This window comes from Streptomyces pactum (assembly GCF_016031615.1).
GTDB classification, from domain to species: Bacteria; Actinomycetota; Actinomycetes; order Streptomycetales; family Streptomycetaceae; genus Streptomyces; species Streptomyces pactus.
In genome coordinates this window covers 2,344,771-2,367,199 of sequence record NZ_JACYXC010000001.1, presented here as the reverse complement: position 1 = coordinate 2,367,199, position 22,429 = coordinate 2,344,771, and the positions used below count along the sequence as shown (strand labels likewise).

Below are 22,429 nucleotides of genomic sequence, written 5' to 3'. Positions count from 1 at the left end.
GTTATCTGCCAATGCCCCGGGTGCCGGGCCGGGCGTAGCGTGGGCGCCCCACTTCGCGAATTCACGGAGGAGTTCCCGGTGCTGCACACACTCCTGGTCGGGCTCGGTCGCTCGGGGCGAGAACTCCATCTGCCGGTGCTCCGCAGACTCCGCTTGGAGGACACGGCGGGCGCGGGGGCCCTGTTCGCGTCGGACGCCCCGCTGGGTTACGACATCGCCCGGCCCGCCGCCGGGGCGGCCCCCGGACCGGTCACCGTGGCCTCGCCGGAGGACGCCCGCGAGCGGCTCGACCCGGGCGCCACCGTGGTCCACGTCTGCACCCCGCCGACCGCCCGGGCGCAGGTCGTCACCGAGTTCGCCGAACTCGGCTTCCGCAACTTCCTGGTGGAGAAGCCCATCGGGACCGGTACCGCGGCCGTCGAGGCGCTGCGGCAGGTGCGCGACCGGTACCGGCTGCGCCTGGCCGTGGTCGCGCCCTGGCTGCACAGCACGCTCACCGCGCGGCTGGAACGGCTGGTCACCACGGGGGACCTGGGCGCCCTGCGCCGGATCACCGTCCACCAGCGCAAGCCCCGGCTGCGCAGGTCGCTGGCCGACACCGGCCACCCCTCCGCCTTCGACGTCGAGATGCCGCACTCGGTGGGCGTGGCGCTGCGGCTGGCCGGTGCGGGGCGGGTCCACCGGGCCCACTGGACCGACGCCCGGGCCGGCACCGCCGTGGCGCCCCGGATGGGCACCGCCGAACTGACGATCCGGCACGAGCGGGGCACGGTCAGCCGCATCGCCACCGACCTGGTGTCCCCGGTACGGGAGCGGAGCATCGTGCTCGACTTCGAGGCGGGCACCGTGGTGGGCCACTACCCGGTCGGCGGCGAGGACCCGTACGCGCAGCTGCGCATCACCCCGGACGCGGGACCCGAGGAACACGACATCTTCCTCGACGAGGCGCTGGACGCCTGCCTGCTCCAGGTCTACCGGGACTTCGCCGGCGGCGCCGGCTTCACCGCCGACTTCGAGCTCCAGGCCCGGGTGGTGGAGGTGCTGGAGGCCGCCAAGCACCGTGCGGCGGCCGGGGACGGCGGCCCGGTCCGGCCGCCCGGCGAACCGGCGCACGGCGAACCGGCGGTCGGGGTGCCGGGGTCCGGTGAACCGGTAACCGGCGGGCCGGGGACCGGTGCGCTCACGGCCGGTGAGCCGGGGGCGGGGGCCGGTGGGTTCGTGCCCGGCCGCCTCGGGCCGGACGAGTTCACGGCCGGGCCGGTGACCGGTGAACCGGTGCCCTGCGACGTCGGCCCCGGAGACCCGGGGGCCGGAGACCCGGGGGCCGGTGACCCGGCGGTGGTGGGCGGTCCGGCCGTGGTGGCCGCCGGGACCCGGGAGGAGCACCGCCATGTCGCCTGAACCGACCTCGCCGGCCGGCCGCCCGGACCGCCCGGGAAGCCGCCGGCTGCCGGCCGGTGTCCGGCTCGCCGGGATCGGCGACGAGGCCGGCGCGCCACTGGCCGCCCAGATCACCGCCCTGACCACGCTCGGCTGGGACACCGTGGAGCTGCGCAGCGTGGACGGCGTCGCGCTCGCCGACCTCGGCGAGGTGGGGTTCGAGCGGATGGTGCGGGAGCTGGCCGCCGCCGGGCTCTCGGTCACCTGCGTGGACTCCCGGATCGCCAACTGGGCACGGCCGGTCACCGGTGACTTCGCCGACGACCTGCGGGAGCTGGAGATCCTCGCCGCCCGCTGCGCCCGCCTGGGCACCAACCGGGTCCGCGTCATGTCGTACCCCAACGACGGTCTGCCGGAGGCCCGCTGGCGGGTCGAGGTGCTGGCCCGGATGACCGAACTCACCGCCCGCGCCGAGGACGCCGGGCTGGTGCTGCTGCACGAGAACTGCGCCGGCTGGGCGGGCACCCGCGCCGACCGGATGCTGGAACTCCTCGGCCATGTGGACAGCCCGGCGCTCCGGCTGCTGTTCGACATCGGCAACGGCGTGGCCTACGGCTACCAGGCCGCGGACCTGCTGCCCGACATCGCCCCGTACATCGCGCACGTGCACGTCAAGGACGCCGTGGGCACCCCCGACGACGTGCGCTACACGCTGCCCGGGCGGGGCGACTGCCGGGTCGCCGAGGTGCTCTCCCGGCTGCTGGACCACGGCTACACCGGCGTCTGGTCGATCGAGCCGCACCTCGACGTCCGCCCGCACGAGGGGGTCGCCGCGGACGGTGACGCGGTGACCGCGGCGTTCGTCGCCTACGGGCGGGAGCTGGAGCGGCTCGTCGCCGGGCTGGTGCCGGCCGCGGACGGCACGGCCGCGGACGGTCCGGCCCCCGGTGGCCCGGCTTCCGGCGACCCGGCCGGCGGCGGCCGGCGGCCCGGCGCCCCCGGAGCCGGCGCACCGGGAGCGGACCTGCCGGGGGCCGGCGTACCGGCCGCCCACCGCCCCGCCACCGGCGACCCGGGGACCGCGGCATGACCGGCCGGCGCACCGCCGCCCCGGCGCCGGCAGCCGCACCGGTGGCCCTGCTCCCCGCCGAACGCCGGCTGTTGCTGGACCTGATGGAGCTGCGCACCGCCGGGCCGCTGGAGACCGGACCGGACGGACCCGCCCCGCGGCTGTGGGAGGCGCAGCGCGCCTACGCCGAGGCGGCGGCCCGGACCGGACTCACCGTGGTGCACCACGCCGCCCCCGGCCCGTCGGTGCTGGACCGCGCCGGGGTGCCGGCCACCGTCCGCGAGGCCGCCGCCGACCCGGACTTCCTGCGGTGCCAGCCGAGCATGGTGCTGCGCCTGGGGCCCGAGCGTCCGGCGGCGCGCACCGTGATGTTCAACGTGCACCTGGACACCGTGGCGGGCTGGGAGCCACCGGTGTACCGGGACGGCCGCTTCCACGGGCGGGGCGCCATCGACGCCAAGGGCCCCGCGGTCGCCCTGCTGGCCGGGCTGCGGCACGCGGTGGACACCGTGCCCGGCCTGGGCTCGACCACCGGCGTGCTGGTCCAGGTGGTCTCCGGCGAGGAGGGCGGCGCGATGGGCTGCTACGGCACCCGGCCGCTGGTGGAGGCCGGCCACACCGGGCGGATCAACATCTTCTGCGAGCCCACCCGGTCCCGCCTGGTGCCCCGGTCCACCGCCGCCGCCACCGCCCGGGTCCGGGTGGCCGGCACCGACTCCATCGACGACATGCCCGGCGGCGGCCACAACGCCACCGTGCTGCTGGGCTTCCTCGCCCGGCACCTCGCCGAGCGGCTGCCCGGCCGGGTCCCCGGCGGACGGGTCTGCGTCGCCGGGCTGCACACCGGGGACCTGCACAACAAGGTGTACGGCAGCGGACGGCTGCTGCTGAACCTGGCGTACGGCACCGCGGACGCCGGTGCCGCGCTCCAGGCCGAGCTGGAACGGGAGCTGCGGACCGGCCTGGCCGCCTTCGCCGAACTCTTCGGCGGGCGCCCGGACTTCGCCCGTACCGCCGCCGACGCCGCCGCGATCACCACCCTGGACTGGCTCAAGCACGGCCTGCCCGCCCTCGACGACCACGACCCGTGGGCAGAGCGCCTGCTCGGCGAGGCCGCCGGGCTGCCCTACGCGCCGCCGGACGAGCCGGCGTGCACCTGCGACGCCATCTGGATGCACGGGGTGCCCGGCGCGTACACGGCGGTCTTCGGCCCCGGCGACCTGGACGCCAACAACGCGCACGCGGACGGGGAGTACGCCGACGCCGGCGACCTCGAAGCGTACGCGGCGGCGGTGGCCACCCTGCTGAGGCACTTCACCGACCACGCCTCCGACGACGACCCCGGCGGGAACCCCCACGGGAACCCCGACCACGCCCCTGACGGCGCCCCTGCCGGGATCCCCGACGGGAATTCCGGCAGGGGCCCCGGGCGGGACCCGGACGGAGCCCCCCTGGGGGCACCCCGCCGGGCCCCCTGAGGGGACCCCGGCGCAACCCCGGGGCGCACACCCCGGCACAACCCCGGGCGCACCCCGGTCACGTCCTGCGCGGCACGCCGGGAGCACCCCTCCCCGGTGGCACGCCCCGAGCGCACGCCGGGCGCTCCCGCCGGGGGCCCGGCGCCCCGGGCCGAGGGACCCGCCGGAGGAGCGCGCCGCGCACCACCACCCGACCCCGCACACCACCGAGGGAACGGACGGAAACCCATGACGACGACGCTTCGCACCCTCCCCGAACCGGGCGCGCCGACCGCCCAGGGCACCCCCGGCGCGCCGACCGCCCCGGACGCCCCGGACGCCCCCGGCACACCGGCCGCCGCGGCCCCCGGCACCACCGGCCCCGGCACGGTCCGCGTCCCCTACGACCGCCTGCTCACCTTCGCCACCGGGGTGTTCACCGCCCGGGGGCTGCCGCCGCACCGCGCCCACCGGGCCGCCGAGGCCCTGCTCCACGGCGACCTGGCCGGCATGCGCTCGCACGGGCTGGCCAACCTCACCCGGCTCTACCTGCCGTTGCTGGACGAAGGGCGCGCGGTGCCCGACGCCGAGCCGGAGGTGCTCGCCGACCGCGGCGCCGCGGTGCTCCTCGACGCCCACCGGGCGCTGGGCCTGTGGCAGGCCGGCGAGGCCCTGGACCTGGCCGCCGAACGGGCCGCCGAACACGGCGTGGGACTGGTATCGGTCCGCGGCGCCACCCACTTCGGCTGCGCCGGCCACCACACCCTGCGGGTGGCCGAACGCGACATGGTCGCCGTGCTGGCGTCCAACTGCGGCCGGCAGCGGATCGCCCGTCCACCGGGCGGGCGCTGCGCGATGCTGGGCACCAACCCGATGAGCGTCGCCGCGCCCGCGGGCCCCGGACGGCCGCCGTACGTCCTGGACATGAGCACCACCGTGGTGCCCACCGGGAAGATCCGGGAGGCCGAACGGGCCGGCCGGGCCATCCCCGAGGGGTGGCTGGAGGACGCCGGGGGCCGGCCGGTCACCGACCCCGGCGCGCTCGACCGGGGCGAGGGCTTCCCGCTGTGGCTCGGCGGGCGCCCGGAGACCGGCGCCTACAAGGGGTACGGCCTGGCCCTGCTGGTCGAGGTGCTCGCCGCGCTGGTGCCCGGCGCCGGCCTCGGCCCCGCGGTGGAGGCGTACCAGGGCAGCGGCGGCCCGTCCGGGCGCGACGACGACATCGGCTTCCTCGCCCTGGTGGTCGCCCCCGGGACGCTGCGCCCGCTGGACGGCTTCCTCGACCAGGCCGGCGGGATGTTCCAGGCCCTGCTGGACTGCCCGCCGCTGCGGGAGGGCGTGCCGGTCGCCTACCCGGGTACCCGGGAGGCCGAGCTGATGGCCGAGGGGCACCGGTCGGGCGTACCGCTGGCCGCGTCCCTGTACGAGGAGGTCCGCGCCGTCGCCGACGCGACGGGCCTGCGGGCCCCGGAGCCGCGGGACGGGGGTGAGGGCCGGTGACCGGGAACGACCGCGCGCTGCGCGTCGGCCTCGTCGGCCTCGGCGTCATCTCGCGCTTCTACGTGGCCGCGTTCGACGACGTTGACGGGGTGGAGCTTGCCGCCGTCTGCGACCTGCGGCCCGCCGCGCTCGACCCGTTCCGGGGGCGGGTGCCCTGCTACACCGACCACCGGACGATGACCGCGGAGGCGGAGCTGGACGCGGTGGTGGTCAACGTGCCCAACGACGCGCACGCGGCGGTCTGCGCCGACCTGCTCGCCGCCGGACTGCCGGTCTGCGTGGAGAAGCCGCTGGCCACCCGGGTCGAGGACGGCCGGGCCCTGGTCCGGGCCGCGCGCAACGCCGACCTGGTGCTCTTCACCTCCTTCCACCGCCGCTACAACGACAACGCGCTCGCCCTGCTGGAGCGGGTCCGGGCGCACGGCTCCCCGGTGGCCTCGCTCACCGTGCGCTACCTGGAGACCATCGAGGAGCACGCCGGCAGCGACCGCTGGTACCTGGACCCGGAGCGCTGCGGCGGCGGCTGCGTCGCCGACAACGGCCCCAACGCCTTCGACACCGTGCGGCAGTTCCTCGGCCCGGTCCGGCTGACCGGCGCCACCGTGGAGCGGGACCGCGACGGGGTGGACCGGCGGGCCGAGATCCACCTGGGCGCGGCCGGCGGCGCCACCGCGCGGGTGCTGCTGGACTGGTCCTACCCGGGCGAGCGCAAGGACATCGAGGTCACCCTCGCCGACGGCACCCGGCTCGCCGCCGACATGCTCGGCGGCCACCTGGGCTTCAAGCAGTCGCTGTGGCATGAGTACGCCGGGGTGCTGCGGGACTTCGCCGCCGCGGTGCGGGCCGGCGAAGACCGGGCCGAGGGCGGCATGGCCGCGCTGGAACTGGTCGCCGACGTCTACCGCCACGAGGCCGCCGGCCGCGCCCCGGCCGCGGACCGCCCGGCCGCCCCGCCGGCGGAGGAGACCGGACCGCCCGGGACGGAGACCGGCCCGGCCCCCGAGGCGCGCCCGGCCCGCCCCGAGGGCACGACGCGCCCCGTGGCGCCGGCGGCCGGAGCCCGGCCGTGAACCCGGCGGAGGACGGGGCCAAGCTCCCGGTCACCGGCGGCCTGGTGAAGATCCTGGTCCACCGGCGGGAGGACCGGGGCATGGTGCTGGAGGAGTACGCCAGCCGCTGTGTGCGCCGCGAGGAGATCCACGAGCTGGTCACCACCGACCAGCACGACCCCGCCCCCGGCGCGGTGGTGGACCGGGTCGGCTTCCTCGGCTTCGTGGAGATCGGCTCCGGCGGCGTCATCGACCGCGGCGACGAGGTGCGGATCGACGGACGGCTCGTCGGCACCGTCCTCGGCTTCGACGCCTGCCACTTCCCCAACCACTACAACGTGCTGATCGCCACGGACCGGACCCTCACCGGCCCGGACCTCGGGCTCAAGCCGACCATGGAGGTGCGTTTTGGCTAGGCCGCTGCTGGACTCCGTCACCGGACCGGAGAGCGTACGGGCGATGGACCCGGACCAGCTCGACCGGCTCGCCGCCGAGATACGGGAGTTCCTGGTCGAGGCGGTGACCCGCACCGGCGGCCACCTCGGCCCCAACCTGGGCGTGGTGGAACTGACCATCGCCCTGCACCGGGTCTTCGACTCCCCCCGCGACCGGCTGCTGTGGGACACCGGCCACCAGGCGTACGTGCACAAACTGCTCACCGGGCGGAAGGACTTCTCCCGGCTGCGCGGCCGCGGCGGACTGTCCGGCTACCCCTCGCAGGCCGAGTCCGAGCACGACGTCATCGAGAACTCGCACGCCTCCACCGCGCTCAGCTACGCCGACGGCATCGCCAAGGCGCACCGGCTGCGCGGCCGCACCGGGCACCACGTGGCCGCCGTCATCGGCGACGGCGCGCTCACCGGCGGCATGGCCTGGGAGGCGCTGAACAACATCGCCGCGGTCAAGGACCTGCCGCTGGTCATCGTGGTCAACGACAACGGCCGCTCCTACGCCCCCACCCGGGGCGGACTCGCCGACCACCTCACCACCCTGCGCACCACCCGCGGCTACGAACGGTTCCTCCAGTGGGGCAAGGACCGGCTGCGGGACCGTCCGCTGGGCGGCCCGCTGTACGGGGCGCTGCACGGCGCCAAGAAGGGGCTGAAGGACTTCGTCGCCCCGCAGGGGCTCTTCGAGGACCTGGGCCTGAAGTACGTCGGACCGGTGGACGGCCACGACGTGCGGGCGGTGGAGACCGCGCTGCGCCGCGCCAAGGCCTTCGGCGGGCCGGTCATCGTCCACTGCATCACCCGCAAGGGCCACGGCCACGCCCCCGCCGAGGCCCACGAGCTGGACCGCTTCCACGCCATCGGCGCGGTCTCCGGCACGGCCGCGCCCGCCGGGCCCTCGTGGACCTCGGTGTTCGCCGAGGAGATGGCCGAGGTGGGCGGGGAGCGCCCGGACGTGGTGGCGATCACCGCCGCGATGCTCCAGCCGGTGGGCCTGGACGCCTTCGCCGCCGCCCACCCCGACCGGGTCTTCGACGTCGGGATCGCCGAGCAGCACGCGGTGACCTCGGCCGCCGGCCTGGCCATGGGCGGCCTGCACCCGGTGGTCGCGGTGTACGCCACCTTCCTCAACCGCGCCTTCGACCAGGTGCTGATGGACGTCGCGCTGCACCGCTGCCCGGTCACCTTCGTCCTGGACCGGGCCGGCGCCACCGGCAACGACGGGCCCAGCCACAACGGCATGTGGGACCTGTCCTTCCTCCAGCTCGTCCCCGGGCTGCGGATCGCGGTGCCGCGCGACGCCACCCGGCTCCGCCGCCAGTTGCGGGAGGCGCTGGACATCGGTGACGCCCCGACCGCGCTGCGCTTCCCCAAGGGCACCGCGGCGCGGGACGTGCCGGCGGTCGGCACCCTCGCCGGGATGGACGTCCTGGCCCGGCCCGCGCCCGGCACCACCGCCGATGTGCTGCTGGTCTCGGTCGGCGCCCTGGCGGACGTCGCGCTGGCCACCGCGGAGCGGCTCGCCGCCGAGGGCGTGGGGGTGACCGTGGTGGACCCGTGCTGGGTCAAGCCGGTCAACCCGGCGCTGACCCGGCTGGCCGCCGACCACCGGCTGGTGGCCACCGTGGAGGACAACGGGCGGGTCGGCGGCGCCGGCGCGGCCGTCGCCCAGGCCGTCCGGGACGCAGGGGTGGCCACCCCGGTGCAGGTCCACGGACTGGCCCAGAAGTTCTTCGAGCACGGCAGCCGCGCCGAGCTGCTCGCCGAGTCCGGCCTCACCGCCGACGATCTGGCCGGGGCCATCGGAGCGGGCCTCGGACGCGGGCCGGCCCGGCCCGGACCGCGACGACTGAAGGAGGTCTCATGACCGCCGTGACCCTGGGCATGCCGTCCGTACCGACCAAGCTCGCCGACCGGCGGCCCAGCCGGAAGATCCAGGTGGGGCCGGTGGCGGTCGGGGGTGACGCGCCGGTGTCGGTGCAGTCGATGACGACCACGGTGACCGCGGACATCGGGGCGACGCTGCAGCAGATCGCGGAGCTGACCGCGGCCGGCTGCCAGATCGTGCGGGTGGCCTGCCCGTCCCAGGACGACGCGGACGCGCTGCCGGTCATCGCGCGGAAGTCGCAGATCCCGGTGATCGCCGATATTCATTTCCAGCCGAAGTACGTGTTCGCCGCGATCGACGCGGGATGCGCGGCGGTCCGGGTGAATCCGGGCAACATCCGGCAGTTCGACGACAAGGTCAAGGAGATCGCCAAGGCGGCCTCCGACGCCGGGGTGCCGATCCGGATCGGGGTGAATGCCGGGTCGCTGGACAAGCGGCTGCTGGCGAAATACGGGAAGGCGACGCCGGAGGCGCTGGTGGAATCCGCGCTGTGGGAGTGCTCGCTGTTCGAGGAGCACGGTTTCCGGGACATCAAGATCTCGGTGAAGCACAACGACCCGGTGGTGATGGTGAACGCCTACCGGCAGCTGGCGGCCCGCTGCGACTACCCGCTGCACCTCGGCGTCACCGAGGCCGGCCCCGCCTTCCAGGGCACCATCAAGTCGGCCGTCGCGTTCGGTGCGCTGCTGAGCGAGGGCATCGGCGACACCATCCGGGTGTCGCTCTCCGCGCCGCCGGCGGAGGAGGTCAAGGTCGGCATCCAGATCCTGGAGTCGCTGAACCTGCGGCAGCGGCGGCTGGAGATCGTGTCGTGCCCGTCGTGCGGGCGGGCGCAGGTGGACGTGTACAAGCTGGCCGACCAGGTGACCGCGGGGCTGGAGGGCATGGAGGTGCCGCTGCGGGTGGCGGTGATGGGCTGTGTGGTCAACGGGCCCGGCGAGGCGCGCGAGGCGGACCTGGGCGTGGCCTCGGGCAACGGCAAGGGCCAGATCTTCGTCAAGGGCGAGGTGATCAGGACCGTGCCGGAGTCCAAGATCGTGGAGACCCTGATCGACGAGGCGATGAAGATCGCCGCGGAGATGGAGAAGGACGGCGTGCCCTCCGGACCGCCGGTCGTCACCCCCGTCTGACCCGCCGTCCGCAGGCCGCCGGACCGGCCGGGCGGGTTCCCGCCCCGCCCGGCCGGCCGGTCCCCGCGGCCCCTGCCGGACCGTGCGCCCCGCGGCCCGTGGTGCGGCCCGGCGGCACCGGGGCCGCACCGTCCCGCACCGGTTCGGGCGGGTCCGGCCGCAGGTTCGGGCCGGTCCGGGCACCCCCGCCACCGGTTCCGGGCGTCCGCCGGGGCCCGACCGGAGCCCGTTCCCGGGCCCGCCCGGGGCCCGTTCGCGGCGCACGTCCCGGCACCCGATTTCCCCTGTCAGTGGGACCCGGCAATTTCTTGTCCGTAGCGACCGCGCGGCGCCTTTCCGTAGCGTCGTCACCATGCCGACCACGTCAATCGAGAAATCGTCCCCGGGCGTTCCGTTCTTCGACCAGTCGTCATCCTTCACCGAACTCTGGCCGCTGATCGGGCAGCACATCGACGACGTATTCGACCGCGGAAAGTTCTCCCACGGACGGAAAGTCGCCGAACTCGAACGGGCCCTCGCCGAATACACCGGAGCCCGGCACGCGGTCGCCGTCAACAGCGGCACCGACGCCCTCGTCCTGCTGCTCCGGGCGGCCGGCATCGGCCCCGGCGACGAGGTGGTCGTCCCCGCCTTCAGCTTCTTCGCGTCCGCCTCGGCGGTCAGCCTGACGGGGGCCACCCCGGTCTTCGCCGACATCACCGCCGACGGCGACTACGGGATGGATCCCGCCTCCGCCGAGGCGGCCGTCACCGGGCGCACCCGGGCGATCATGCCCGTCCACCTCTTCAGCCAGCCCGCCGACCTGGCCGCCCTCGGCGCGCTCGCCGAACGCCGCGGGCTGCGGCTGCTGGAGGACAGCGCCGAGGGCATCGGGATGCGGTGGGACGGCACCCACACCGGGCTGTACGGCGACGGCGGCGTCCTGTCGTTCTTCCCCACCAAGACCCTGGGCGCGCTCGGCGACGCCGGGATGATCCTCACCGACGACCCGGAGATCGCCGAACAGGCCGGTGTCCTGCGCCACCACGGCCGGATGGGCCGCACCATCGACCACATCGCGGGGATCTCCAACCTCTCCGGGGTCAGCGGCACCAACAGCAAGATGGACGACGTGCAGGCGGCCGTGCTGCTGGCCAAACTCACCCAGCTGGACCGCGACATCGCCCGCCGCCGGGAGCTGGCCGACGCCTACACCGAGCGGCTGGCCGGCGCCGACGGCGTGCTGGCGGTTCCCCGGACGGTGGACCGGGGGGTTCCGGTGGACCCGGTGACGTACGTCTACCTGGTCGAGGTGGAGCGGCGGGACGAACTCGTCGCCCACCTGGCCGCCCGCGGCATCGGCACCGAGACGTACTACCCCCGGCCGCTGCACCTCCAGCCCGCCTACGCCGACCGGCCCGGGCACCGGCCGGGCGCCTTCCCCCGGGCCGAGGCCGCCTGCGCGCGCACCCTGGCGCTGCCCCTCTACCCGGATCTCACCGAGGCCGGTCTCGACGCCGTGTGCACCGCGATCTCCGACTTCTACGCCGGGAGGCAGTGACGATGACCACCGCGCCCATCCCGTTCTTCCCGCCGGACCTCTTCGAGCAGGACCGCGAGGCCTTCAAGGAGCTGCTGTACGAGGTCGGCACCGACCCGGAGCAGAAGTTCATCCTGGGGCGGCGCACCGCCGCGCTGGAGGAGGAGCTGCGGGCCACCACCGGCGCCGGGCACGTCATCGCCTGCTCCAGCGGCACCGGCGGGCTCAACCTCGCCGTGCAGGCCCTGGGCATCGGGCCGGGGGACGAGGTGATCGTGCCGGCGTTCTGCTGCCAGCCGGTGGCCAGCTCGGTCGCCAACCTGGGAGCCACCCCGGTCTTCGCCGACGTCGATCCGCACACCATGGTGATCGACCCGGACGCGGTCGAGGCGCTGATCACCGAGCGGACCCGGGCGGTGATGCCCGCCCATGTCTTCTCGATCATGGCCGACATGCCCCGGATCAACAAGATCGCCCGCGCCCATGGGCTCAAGGTCGTCGAGGACGCGGCGGTGGCCGAGGGCGCGGTGCTGGACGGGGTGCCCTCCGGCCGCTGGGGAGACGTGGGCGTCTTCTCCTTCTTCCAGGTCAAGGCGTTCGGCACGGCCGGCGAGGGCGGTGTGGTGCTCACCGACGACCCGGAGCTGGCCCGTACCGTGCGGATGCTGCGCAACCACGGGCAGGACGGCGTGCACCGCTTCCTGCACCACCGGATCGGCCAGAACAGCCGGTTCGACGAGATCCTCGCCGCGTTCCAGCTGTACCGGCACGCCGGCTTCGCGGACCGCCTGGAGCGCCGCGCGAAGATCGCCGACTACTACACCGAACGGTTCGCCCCGCTCGCCGACCGCGGGGTGCTCGCGCCGCCGGCCGGCCGCAACGGGCGCTGCTACTACGTGTACTCCCTGCTGGTGCGGCGCCGCGGCGACCTGCGGGCCTGGCTCACCGAGAAGGGCATCGGCAGCCATGTGTACTACCCGGTGCCGCTGCCCCAGCAGCCCGCCTTCGCCGCCTGGGCACCGCCGGGCGCCGCGTGGCCCGGCGCCCGGTACGCCAGCGACCACAACCTGGCGATCCCGATCTGGCCGCACCTCACCGACGAGCAGGTGACCTACATCGCCGACTCCGTCTGCGAGTTCTTCGACTGAGCCCCGCCCGGCCCGCGCGCCGCACCCCACGCGGCGCCCGCGGGCCCGGCGCAGGCCCGGCGCGGTGCGGCCCGGGCCGGCCCACGCCCGCCCCGGGCCCCCGTCCGCCCATCACCCAGCCGATCGCGCCCCGGCGGGCGGGCGGGCGAAGGCGGCCGGGCCAAGGCGGGCCGGGCCCCCGGCGGGTCGGCCCACCCCGGCACGGAAACGCGGCCCGCACCGGCAGGCGGCTCCCCGGCACGGGAGCGCGGCCCCCGGCACGGGAACGCCGCCCCGCGGAGGGCACGCGGCCCCCGGCAGGGAACGCGGCCGCACGGGCGCGCGCCCGCCCCTTCCCCCCCCACACGCACCACGCCACCCCCTCCCGCACCAGCGCGACACGTCCCAGCACGTCGATACGGTTGAGGAGATCCGATGACCAGCAAAGTCGCCGTCATAGGCCAGGGATACGTCGGCCTGCCCCTGGCGGTCGCCGCGGCCGAGAACGGGTTCCACGTCGTCGGCTACGACATCGACGAACGGCGGGTGAAGAAGCTCGCGGCCGGCGAGTCCTACGTGGGCGACATCCCCTCGGCCCGGCTGCGGTCGATCCTGGACCGGGGCACCTACCGGCCCAGCATCGATCCGGACGACGTGGAGGGCTTCGACATCGCGGTGGTCACCGTGCCCACGCCGCTCCACGAGGGGGTCCCGGACCTGTCGTTCATCGAGGCGGCCGGGGAACTGCTCGCCTCCCGGCTGCGGCCGGGGGCCACCGTCATCCTGGAGTCCACCAGCTACCCCGGCACCACCGAGGAGGTGCTGGCACCGCTGCTGCACAAGGGCTCGCTGCTGGAACCCGGCACCGACTTCCACCTGGGCTACAGCCCCGAGCGGATCGACCCGGGCAACACCCGGTGGACGTTCGAGACCACGCCGAAGGTGGTCTCCGGCATCGACGACCGGTCGCTGGAGCGGGTGCGGGCGTTCTACGAGCGGATCGTGGACGAGGTGGTGGTCGCCCCCTCGCCGCGCGTCGCGGAGCTGGCCAAGGTGCTGGAGAACACCTTCCGGCACGTCAACATCGCGCTGGTCAACGAACTCGCCACGCACGCCGAGGGGATCGGGGTGGACGTGTGGGAGGCGCTGGACATCGCCTCGACCAAGCCGTTCGGCTTCATGCGCTTCACCCCGGGTCCGGGCGTCGGCGGTCACTGCCTGCCGGTCGACCCGCTCTACCTGTCGTGGAAGGTCGAGCGCACCCTGAGCAAGCGGTTCCGCCTGGTGGAGCTGGCCGACGAGCTGAACAACCAGATGCCCGAGTACGTGGTGCGCCGTCTCACCCGCGGCCTGGACCGCCGGCGGCAGACCGTCACCGGCGCCCGCATCCTCATGCTGGGACTGGCGTACAAGGCGAACACCGGCGACGTCCGGGAGTCCCCGGCGCTGCCGATCGCCCGAATGTTCATCGAGGCCGGGGCCACCGTCCGGGTGGCCGACCCACACGTCACCGAGAGCCCCGACATCCCCGGGCTGACCCGGGTGGACCTCACCGCGGAGGAGCTGCGGCAGGCGCACGCGGTGCTGGTCGTCACCGACCACGACGCCTTCGACTACGGCCTGGTGGCGGCCGAGGCGCGGTACGTCTTCGACTGCCGGCACCGGATCGCCCCCGCGGCGCACATCGAGTCGCTGTGACCCTCCGCCCTCCGGTCCGAACTCCGGTCCGTCCCCCGACCCGCCCGGTGTCCCGCCCGCGGGTCCGCCCGGTCGCGGACGCCGTACCGCCGGGCCGGGGGCGGCGCCGGGGACCCGGCCACCGCCCGCGGGCCGCGGGGGCGGACGACGCTCCGGGGACCGGGCTACCGGAGCCGCTCGTCGGCCACCGTCCCGGGACCCCCGCGGCACCGGGCGTCCGCCGGCTCCGTACGGCCGGCCAGGCCGAGGATGGAGTCGGTGCCCATCGGGTTGTCGATCACCGGATCGCAGGCGAGCACCGCCTGGTGCAGGCTGCGGATACGGGGCGAGGGCTCCAGACCCAGTTCGTCGTGCATCACCCGCCGCAGCCGCTGCACCACCTCCAGCGCCTGGGTGCGGCGGCCGGAGCGGTGCAGCGCCACCATCAGCTGCGCGTGCAGGTACTCCTGCGTCGGGTACTTGGTGGTCAGCGCGCTCAGCTCACCGATGACCTCGTGGTGCCGCCCCAGCCGCAGGTCGGCGTCGATCCGCTGCTCCTGGACGCTGATCCGCTCCTCCTCCAGACCCACCAGGTGCGCCCGGAGCACCGGACCCACCTGGACGTCGGAAAGCGCCGACCCCTGCCACACCCGCAGGGCGCGCCCGAGCAGATCCGACGCGGCGGCGTCGTCCCGGTGCAGCCGTGCCCGGCCCTGACGGACCAGCGAGGTGAAGGCGTTGACGTCCAGCTCGTCACTCCGGACCACCAGCAGATAACCGCCGTCGCGGGTCTCCAGCACCCGCCGCGCCGCCTGGAGACTCCCGATCTGCGGGATTTTCCCCAGGGCGCGCCGCAGTTGCAGGATGTAGGACTGGATGGTGGAGAGCGCGGAGTTCGGCGGAGTGTCCTCCCACAGTTCCTCGATACAGCTCCGGGTGGAGACGACCTGGTTGGCGTTGAGCAGGAGCAGGGCGAGCAACTGCCGTTGTTTGGGGGCTGTCGGCGTATACAGCCGCCCCTGCTCGCTGACCTTAAGAGGTCCTAATACGGCGAATTCCATGACGTACTCGTACACCTTCCAGACAAGCGTGGCGAGGTCTCCGGTTGGGGCGCTGTTTCGGCGGCCACAAGGCGAACAGGTGCCGAGATGGCGAGCATTCTAGGTCGCCCCTCAAGCCCTTTCAACCACTTGAGTTATGAACCATTAACTCCGTTTACGCCGCGCCCGGCCCGGTTCCGGGGCCCGTTCCGGGATGCCCGCCGGCACCCCGGGTTCCGGTCATCCGGCGACCGGCGCGCACCGGCGCAGGCGCTGTGCGTACCGGGGCCGCCACAGTGCGTGGAAGGCCAGCCGGCGTGCCACCGGCAGCCGCCGCAGCGCCTCCCGCCGGGTGTCCTCGGGTGCCCCGTCGAGCAGCCACGGGTAGAAGTCCGCAGCCCAGGCGGCGCCCAGCTGCCGGCGCTGCTCCCGCTCGAAGACCGCCCAGGCCTCGGCGGTGACGGTGGCCAGCACCAGCGGCAGCGCCTCCATCTCCTCGCGGTCGAGGTGGGCGAGGAGGAACAGGCAGAAGTCCTCCGTGCTCCGCCGCACCGCCGGCCGGTCGTCGCCGGCCAAGGCGTCATCCACCTGTTCGGTCAACGGGAGGAGCCGGCTGTGGTCGTCCTCCATCGCGTCCAGCAGACGCATATGCCATGCGTTGGCACGGCAATGCGCCCGGACGGCCGGCCACAGCACGATGTCCTCCGTCATCTGGTGGGCGGCCAAGTAACCGCTGAATCTCACCCAATGGTCTTTGATTGCCGATAAGTCGCCCGGTGTTCCGTTTTCCCCGGTGGCGCCGGGTCCGGGTTCGGTGAGTTCCTGTGCGGCGTACATGAGCAGCGCCGCGTCGCGCCGAAAGGCGTCGTGGATGGCGTACATCATCGTCAGGTGGGGCCGGGTCGGTGTGCGTGGTGCCGCGTGGACGCTCATGGCTGACTCCTCGCAGGATGACGACGCGCGGACGGCGGCGGTCCGTGGGTGCGCGCGTGCCGGGCGCCGGTGGTGGGGGAACGGGGCAGCCGCGCGGGGAGGGGTGCCGGATTCCTCCGCGACCTGGGGAAAGTATCCGTCCTCGTACTATCCGGTGCAAGTTGTTCCGGAATTCCGCCGGGACCGCCCGGCGGCCGGCCGCGGCGGTGACCGTACGGTGGGGCGGTGAACAGACACATCCCCTTCGACCGCCTGCACAACTTCCGTGACCTGGGCGGCTACCGCACCTTCGACGGCCGCACCGTGCGCTGGTCCACGCTCTACCGGGCCGACTCGCTGGGCAAGCTCGCCGAGGCCGCGGCCGAACAGGACCGGGAGCGCTTCCGGGACCTGGGCGTGCGGACCGTGATCGACCTGCGCTACCCGTGGGAGATCGACCGCAAGGGCCGGGTGCCCGCCGCCGACGGCCTCGCCTACCACAACCTCAGCATCGAGCACCGCCCGTACAACCAGGCCGCGCTGCCCCCGGAGACCGACACCGAGCGCTACCTCGCCGACCGCTTCGCCGAGGTCGCCGAGGACGGCGTCAAGGAGATCCGGCAGGCGCTGGAGGTCATCGCCGACCCGGGCAGCGGCACCACCGTCTTCCACTGCGCCTCCGGCAAGGACCGCACCGGCCTGATCGCCGCGCTGGTGCTCTCCCTGGTGGGCGTCGCCGAGGACGACATCGTCGCCGACTTCGCCCTCACCAACCTCGCCACCGAACGCCTGGTCGCCGACTGGAAGGTCGCCAACCCCGGCCGCGAACTGGTCTGGCCCGCCTTCGGCACGGCACCCGAGGGCATCATGCGCCTCTTCCTCGCCGACCTGGCCGCCCGGTACGGCTCGGTGCCCGGGTACGTCACCACCGCCCTGGGCGCCGGCCCCGACCTCACCGACGCGCTGAGGGCCCGGCTGCTCACCGAGGCGTGAACCCGCGGCGGCACCGGTTCCGCCGGACGCCGCGCACCGCCGGCCGCGAGAGGCGGCCGGCGGTGCGCCGGAAGGCCACCGAAATGGGTTCCCGAGGCAACGGACGGCGTTCAGGGTGAGGAATGTGACAGAGCCCACGCGGCGCCGTTTCCATTTACTCCATATGGCCCGTCATGGCGACCGCACCGCGCTTTCGGTCGAATTCCCCTATCGCCCTTTCCGCTCCCGGCCGCCGTTCCCCTCCGGGGCGCGGCGGAACCGGGCACCCGCCCCGCCGCCGGGGCGCCGGCGCGGCCGGGGCCCCCGCCGGAGTGGTACGGGCGGACGCACTGTCACGCCCGCCGCGCCCACTTCTGCAGGAAGGTGCCAGTGGAATTTCGAATTTGGCCGCAAGCGGCCACCGAAAGGGCTGCGGAAGCGGAATCAAAGCCTTCGCCATGGAGTGGGAACACCCGCGGCCCGTACGGCGTTCGAAGCAAGTAGGAGGGGTGTGCGCGTGCTCCCGTGACCGTTTTATTCCTCGGCGTCACCGGTCAATCGTTGAACTCCCATCCATTCGCATGGGTGGACTCCGGGGCGGTCCAAACTTTATTGACTGCGACTGAGCGCGCGATTATCGTCGGCTCGGACCCGTGATCAACTGCTTGCCGACGCGAAGATCGTTATGCGTCTAGAAAATGCGCCGCACAGTTCTCGCCAAGGGACTGGACAAACCGTGCGGAGCGGGGCCCACAGCGGGAAGTGCCGGGATCGGTGATGGGGGCATACGTGTCGAGTGGGGTAGTGAGTCCGCCGGCCGGAGAGCGGACACCGGATGGCGCGGACGACGACCACGCCGCACACCTGGAGCGGACCCTGCTCCAGGCGTATGCGCTGATCGAATCCACCGTCTCGCTGCACCGGGAGGGCCCGCGGGATCCCGCGGCGGTGGTGGCGCGGACCGACACCGTGCCCGCCGGGGAGGCCCTGGAGGAACTCGTCGGCCGGGCCCGCCATTCCATCGGTGTGGTGCGGGTCGGCACCGGAGAGTTCGCCGACACCGTGCTGCGGCTGCTGCCCGGCGTCCCGGCGGGCCTGCCGGTGCGGGTGCTGTGCGCCACCGACGCCGCCGACCCCGCCCTGGGCCGGTACACCCGGAATCCCGGCGCCAGGGCGGAAGTGCGGGTCTGCGAAGGGGAGTTGCGCGAGATCCTGGTGGTGGACGGTGCCGCGGCGCTGGTGCGCGGCGCGGCGGAGTCCGGCACCCGGGCCACCGTGGTGGACGACGACGCGGCCGCCCGCGCGCTCGAACTGCTCTTCGCCGGTGCGTGGTCGCGCGGCCGGGACCTCGCCGACCACCACCAGATCTGCCCGCTGCTCCGTACCGAACTGGCCCGGAACGTCCTGGAGCGGCTGAGCGCGGGCACCATCGACGAGGTCGCCGCCCGCGACCTCAAGGTGTCGCTGCGCACCTACCGGCGCCACGTGGCGGAGATCATGCGGGAGCTCGACGCGAACTCCCGCTTCCAGGCCGGCGCGCGCGCCGTGGAACTGGGCCTGATCTCGCCGTAGGCACCGCTTCCGACGAATCACCAGGCACGGGGGAGAGAAGTGCCCGATCCACGCGAGGACGAGCTCGAACGGATGCTGCTGGAGGTCAAGGCCCGCCTGGAGTCCGTGGTGGCGTTACGCCGCGACCGTGGCGGCGAAGCACCCGTGATCACCGCGGTGAACCACGGCTACGGGGCGGTGCTGGCCACCGCCCGGACGCTGATCGGCCGCGCCGCCCACAGCATCGACATCGTGCACGCCCGCCGGCCGAGCGCGGAGGAACGCGCCCTGCGGCCGTCGGAGCGGGCGGAGCGGGAACTGCTCCGCGAGGCGGCCGGCGTGGTCCGGGTCCGGCTGCTGACCACCCCGGGCCTCCTCGACGACGAGTTCGTCCGGGAACAGGGCTCCGCCGGCCGGCCGGCCGATGTGCGGGTGACCCGGATGGCCCCGCTCCAGGCCCTGGTCGTGGACGGCCGGGCCGCGCTGGTGGTGGCGGACTCCGCGGCCGGCCGCCGCTCCTCGGTGATCCGGGTCCCCGAGGTGCTGCACAGCCTCGACACCCTCTTCCAGAGCGTCTGGCGGGACGCGCTGCCCGCCGGCGAGGACCGGCTCTTCGGGGACCGGCGCAGGGCCGCGATCGCCCGCCGCATCCTCCACACCCTCCAGGCCGGGGTCACCGACGAGGTCGCCGCCCGGGAACTGACCGTGTGCGTCCGCACCTACCGCAGCCATGTGGCCGAGATCATGGCCAAGCTGGGCGCCACCTCCCGCTTCCAGGCCGGGGTGCGCGCCGCCGAACTGGGCCTGCTGCGGCCCGCCCGGGCCTCCGGGGCGGCGGCCGGACGGACCTGAGCGGCGCCCGGCGCAGTGCCGGGCCGCCGCCCGGCCACCGGTTCAGCCGGGGGGACGCGGCCCGGTGCGGTCCGTCGGGGGCGGCTGGGCCGGCCCGCGGTCCGGGTCCGGCCCGGGCCGCTCCGGCACCGGCGGCTCCCCCTCGTCCTCGGGAGCGGCCTCGTGGGCGAGCGCGTCGACGTACCGGGAGAGCAGCGCGGCCCAGTCGGTTCCGTGCTCCCTGAGCAGCGCCTCCTGGTCCCGCAGCGTGCGCTCCTCGAACCGGCGCAGGAAGACCAGCGGGTTCTCCTCCGCGTCCCCGGAGGGTTCGTATCCGTCGGTGGTCATGGGAGGTCTCGTCGTGTCGTGGGGCGGAACCAGGGTCTGTGCGCCGGTCCGCGCCGGTGGATTCCGAGACCGTCGCCGCTGCGCGTGGCTCCGTGCCACCCCGAGGGCGGTGCCCGCGGGAACCGCCGGACAGCGGCCGGCGCCTGCTCCCCGGGGGAGCGGGCGGGGCCTTCCGCGCCGGATGTTACCGGGTGGGCGGTGCCGGGACGGAGCACCATCCGGTGGGCGGGCCGTATCCGGCCGCGGCGCGGCGCGGTGCCGGGCGACGGCGGCCGGCCCGGGGAGTGCGGGCGGCCGGGCCGCGCCGCGGCCGGATCCGCATCGCTCCCGGCCACCGGACACCGCACCGGCCGGGCGGGCACCGGCCGGGCGGGCACCGGCCCGGCCGGAGCCGGACCGGTGGGCAGCGGTGGGCGAGGTGCCCCGCTCCGGGGCGCCGACCGGGCGCGTCCCGCCCCGCCGGGCGCCGCGCCGGCGCTCGTGCCCGCTCCCTCGGCCGTCCCGCGGGCCGTGTCCGGGCGCACCACGGTCCGGCGGACACCGGCGCGGCCGGCCCCGGAGCGGCGGATACCGGAGCGGCGGACACCGGAGCGGCCACCGCCGGCCCGCCGGGCACGGACCCGCCGGTCCCGGCGCGGCGGGCGGGGGTCCCGGCGGCGGCCACCACCGCCCCCCGCCGCGCCGCCCCCTCCACGCCGGGCCGCCCGCCGCCGGACACCGGCCCCGAAGGAAGCCGGCCCCACCCGGCAACGCACCGTCCGGCGACGGCCCGACCACCCGCACCCCACCCGGCAACGCACCGTCCGGCAACGCCCCCGACCACCCGCACCCCACCCGGCAACGTCCAAACCGCCCACGACCCACCCCGGCAACCTGCCGACCCGCACCGGCCCCGGAGGAACCGGCGGCCCCACGGGAGGGGGCCCGGGACCCGCGACTCGGCGGGAACCGGGCCCCCTCCCGGCGGGTTGTCACCCGGTGGGCTGGAACACCACCGGCAGCTCGACCATCGGACGGATCATCACGCCCGGGCGGTAGCGCAGCTCGGAGGGGTGGACGGCGAGCCGGATCTCCGGGAAGCGCTCGAAGACCCGCCGGATGGCGATCTCGGCGAGCGCCTTGGCCATGTGGCTGCCGAGGCAGAAGTGGATGCCGTGGCCGAAGCTGACGTGCGACGGCTTCTGGCGGGTGATGTCCAGCTCGTCCGGCCGGTCGGGGAAGGCGTCGGGGTCACGGTTGGCCGAGGCGAGCGAGATGATCACGATCTCGTCCTGCGGGATCGTCACCCCGGCGATCTCCACCGGCTCCAGGGTGACCCGCTGCAGCGTGTTCAGCAGCGGCCCGGACCAGCGCAGCATCTCGTCCACCGCGCCGGGCAGCAGCGCGGGGTCGTCGGTGATCTGCCGGACCACCTCCGGGCGGGTCAGCAGGGCCGCGAACGACCCGGTCAGCAGGCTCGCCGTGGTGTCGTTGCCGCCGGTCATCACCCCGAACGCGGTGGACAGGATGTCCTTGGCGTCCAGCCGGCTGTCCTCCGGCGCGTGCACCATGGCCGAAATGAGGTCGTCCTCCGGCTGCCGCGCCTTCCGTGCGATCAGCTCGGTGAGGTAGTCCGACAGTTCCGCGATGTGCCGGGCGATCTGCCCGGTCGGGTCGCTGGCGTCCACCCGGTGCAGCGTCTGGGACCAGACCCGGAAGCGCGGCCAGTCCTCCACCGGGACACCCATCAGCTGCCCGATGGTGATGATGGGCAGCGGCGCGTTGAGGCCGGAGATCAGATCCCGGTTGCCGGTGCGCACCATGTCGTCGAGGAGCCCGTCCACCACCTTCTCCCACTCCGGCCGCAGGTTCCGCACCCGCTTGGGGGTGAAGGCGAAGGTGAGCGCCTTGCGCAGCGGGGTGTGCCGCGGCGGGTCCGAGTTGGCCAGGTGGTTGCTGATCTCGGGCGCCGGCTGCAGCTCGGTGCCCAGCTGCCGGCCCAGCGCCCGGTACAGCTTGCCGATGTCCCGGCTCAGCCGCTGGTCGGACAGCGCGCCGCGGACGTCGTCGTACCGCGTGATCATCCAGGCCCGCACGCCGTCCGGTGTCTCCACCTTGCACACCGGCTGCTCCGCCCGCAGCCGGGCCAGGAAGGGGTACGGGTCCTGGGTGTACTCGTCGCTGAACATCCAGTACTTGGACAGCGCGCCGGTGCCCGTCATTCATGCTCCCCTGGTGGCTGGTTGGCAAAGCTGGTCCGCGGGCGCTCGATGACACACGCAGGAGGACCGATGGTGGCACGCAACACCGCCACCGCAGCAGCGGGTTGAGAAATCTTCGATATGACCACGTCGGCTGCCGCGGCCGGTCCCGGGCGGGGGCAGACTCAAGTTTTTGCAGCGTCGTTGCCGGTGCTTCCGGCCGCTGGTGAGACTGACCGCCGGGAGCCGGCGGCGGGCGCGTTCCGCTCACCGCCGGCGCGGCCGAACCCGCGCGCCGGCGGCGTACCGGCGGCTCACACGGTGATTCCCCCGGGCGGCGGCGTGCCGCC

At 74.7% G+C, this 22,429-nt stretch carries 18 protein-coding genes; 14 read left to right on the top strand and 4 right to left on the bottom strand.

What is annotated here, in order from left to right:
* The first annotated feature begins 78 nt into the window (after positions 1-78).
* The 11 genes from IHE55_RS09095 (at position 79) to IHE55_RS09045 (ending at position 14,266) form a co-directional block, all read left to right on the top strand.
* Entirely contained in the window at positions 79-1,401 is a 1,323-nt protein-coding gene (locus IHE55_RS09095) for a Gfo/Idh/MocA family oxidoreductase (protein WP_197988563.1), read from the top strand.
* Positions 1,391-2,470, top strand: a complete 1,080-nt coding sequence (locus IHE55_RS09090) for a sugar phosphate isomerase/epimerase family protein (protein WP_197988562.1) — start codon at positions 1,391-1,393, stop codon at positions 2,468-2,470. The genes IHE55_RS09095 and IHE55_RS09090 overlap by 11 nt, the downstream gene beginning before the upstream one ends.
* Positions 2,467-3,927 (top strand): M20/M25/M40 family metallo-hydrolase, encoded by a 1,461-nt coding sequence (locus tag IHE55_RS09085; RefSeq protein ID WP_197988561.1) that lies wholly within the window; start codon positions 2,467-2,469, stop codon positions 3,925-3,927. The genes IHE55_RS09090 and IHE55_RS09085 overlap by 4 nt, the downstream gene beginning before the upstream one ends.
* 228 nt (positions 3,928-4,155) lie before the next feature.
* A complete protein-coding gene (locus IHE55_RS09080; RefSeq protein ID WP_197988560.1) occupies positions 4,156-5,406 on the top strand; it encodes an Ldh family oxidoreductase in 1,251 nt (416 codons plus the stop codon).
* The gene (locus IHE55_RS09075) at positions 5,403-6,476 is read left to right on the top strand and encodes a Gfo/Idh/MocA family protein (RefSeq protein ID WP_197988559.1); all 1,074 of its coding nucleotides are present in this window, start codon (positions 5,403-5,405) and stop codon (positions 6,474-6,476) included. Before IHE55_RS09080 ends, IHE55_RS09075 begins: the two co-directional genes overlap by 4 nt.
* Positions 6,473-6,871: a DUF6917 domain-containing protein gene (locus IHE55_RS09070; protein ID WP_197988558.1), complete on the top strand. Its 399-nt coding sequence runs from the start codon at positions 6,473-6,475 to the stop codon at positions 6,869-6,871. The genes IHE55_RS09075 and IHE55_RS09070 overlap by 4 nt, the downstream gene beginning before the upstream one ends.
* Positions 6,864-8,771: a 1-deoxy-D-xylulose-5-phosphate synthase gene (gene dxs, locus IHE55_RS09065; RefSeq protein WP_269671487.1), complete on the top strand. Its 1,908-nt coding sequence runs from the start codon at positions 6,864-6,866 to the stop codon at positions 8,769-8,771. The genes IHE55_RS09070 and dxs overlap by 8 nt, the downstream gene beginning before the upstream one ends.
* The gene (gene ispG, locus IHE55_RS09060) at positions 8,768-9,922 is read left to right on the top strand and encodes a flavodoxin-dependent (E)-4-hydroxy-3-methylbut-2-enyl-diphosphate synthase (RefSeq protein ID WP_197988557.1); all 1,155 of its coding nucleotides are present in this window, start codon (positions 8,768-8,770) and stop codon (positions 9,920-9,922) included. Before dxs ends, ispG begins: the two co-directional genes overlap by 4 nt.
* Positions 9,923-10,274: 352 nt before the next feature.
* A complete protein-coding gene (locus tag IHE55_RS09055; RefSeq protein WP_197988556.1) occupies positions 10,275-11,462 on the top strand; it encodes a DegT/DnrJ/EryC1/StrS family aminotransferase in 1,188 nt (395 codons plus the stop codon).
* Between the two features lie 2 nt (positions 11,463-11,464).
* Entirely contained in the window at positions 11,465-12,589 is a 1,125-nt protein-coding gene (locus IHE55_RS09050; RefSeq protein ID WP_197988555.1) for a DegT/DnrJ/EryC1/StrS family aminotransferase, read from the top strand.
* Between the two features lie 414 nt (positions 12,590-13,003).
* Positions 13,004-14,266 (top strand): nucleotide sugar dehydrogenase, encoded by a 1,263-nt coding sequence (locus IHE55_RS09045; protein ID WP_197988554.1) that lies wholly within the window; start codon positions 13,004-13,006, stop codon positions 14,264-14,266.
* A gap of 164 nt (positions 14,267-14,430) precedes the next feature.
* Here IHE55_RS09045 and IHE55_RS09040 read toward each other — a convergent pair whose 3' ends face one another.
* Both IHE55_RS09040 and IHE55_RS09035 read right to left on the bottom strand, forming a co-directional pair.
* A complete protein-coding gene (locus IHE55_RS09040) occupies positions 14,431-15,306 on the bottom strand; it encodes an AfsR/SARP family transcriptional regulator (RefSeq protein ID WP_197988553.1) in 876 nt (291 codons plus the stop codon).
* A 219-nt stretch (positions 15,307-15,525) separates the two neighbouring features.
* A complete protein-coding gene (locus IHE55_RS09035) occupies positions 15,526-16,218 on the bottom strand; it encodes a hemerythrin domain-containing protein (RefSeq protein WP_197988552.1) in 693 nt (230 codons plus the stop codon).
* Between the two features lie 225 nt (positions 16,219-16,443).
* Here IHE55_RS09035 and IHE55_RS09030 point away from each other — a divergent pair, with 225 nt between their 5' ends.
* The 3 genes from IHE55_RS09030 (at position 16,444) to IHE55_RS09020 (ending at position 19,572) form a co-directional block, all read left to right on the top strand.
* On the top strand, positions 16,444-17,190 hold the full coding sequence (locus IHE55_RS09030; RefSeq protein ID WP_197988551.1) for a tyrosine-protein phosphatase: 747 nt from the start codon (positions 16,444-16,446) through the stop codon (positions 17,188-17,190).
* A gap of 783 nt (positions 17,191-17,973) precedes the next feature.
* Entirely contained in the window at positions 17,974-18,741 is a 768-nt protein-coding gene (locus IHE55_RS09025) for a helix-turn-helix transcriptional regulator (protein ID WP_197988550.1), read from the top strand.
* A 39-nt stretch (positions 18,742-18,780) separates the two neighbouring features.
* Positions 18,781-19,572, top strand: coding sequence for a helix-turn-helix domain-containing protein (locus IHE55_RS09020; protein ID WP_197988549.1), 792 nt, complete (start codon positions 18,781-18,783; stop codon positions 19,570-19,572).
* Between the two features lie 42 nt (positions 19,573-19,614).
* On the opposite strand, the gene IHE55_RS09015 is transcribed toward IHE55_RS09020, so the two are convergent.
* Complete coding sequence (locus IHE55_RS09015) at positions 19,615-19,899, bottom strand: DUF6269 family protein (protein WP_197988548.1); 285 nt, start codon at positions 19,897-19,899, stop codon at positions 19,615-19,617.
* A 971-nt stretch (positions 19,900-20,870) separates the two neighbouring features.
* Positions 20,871-22,100 (bottom strand): cytochrome P450 family protein, encoded by a 1,230-nt coding sequence (locus tag IHE55_RS09010; protein WP_197988547.1) that lies wholly within the window; start codon positions 22,098-22,100, stop codon positions 20,871-20,873.
* Between the last annotated feature and the right edge of the window lie 329 nt (positions 22,101-22,429).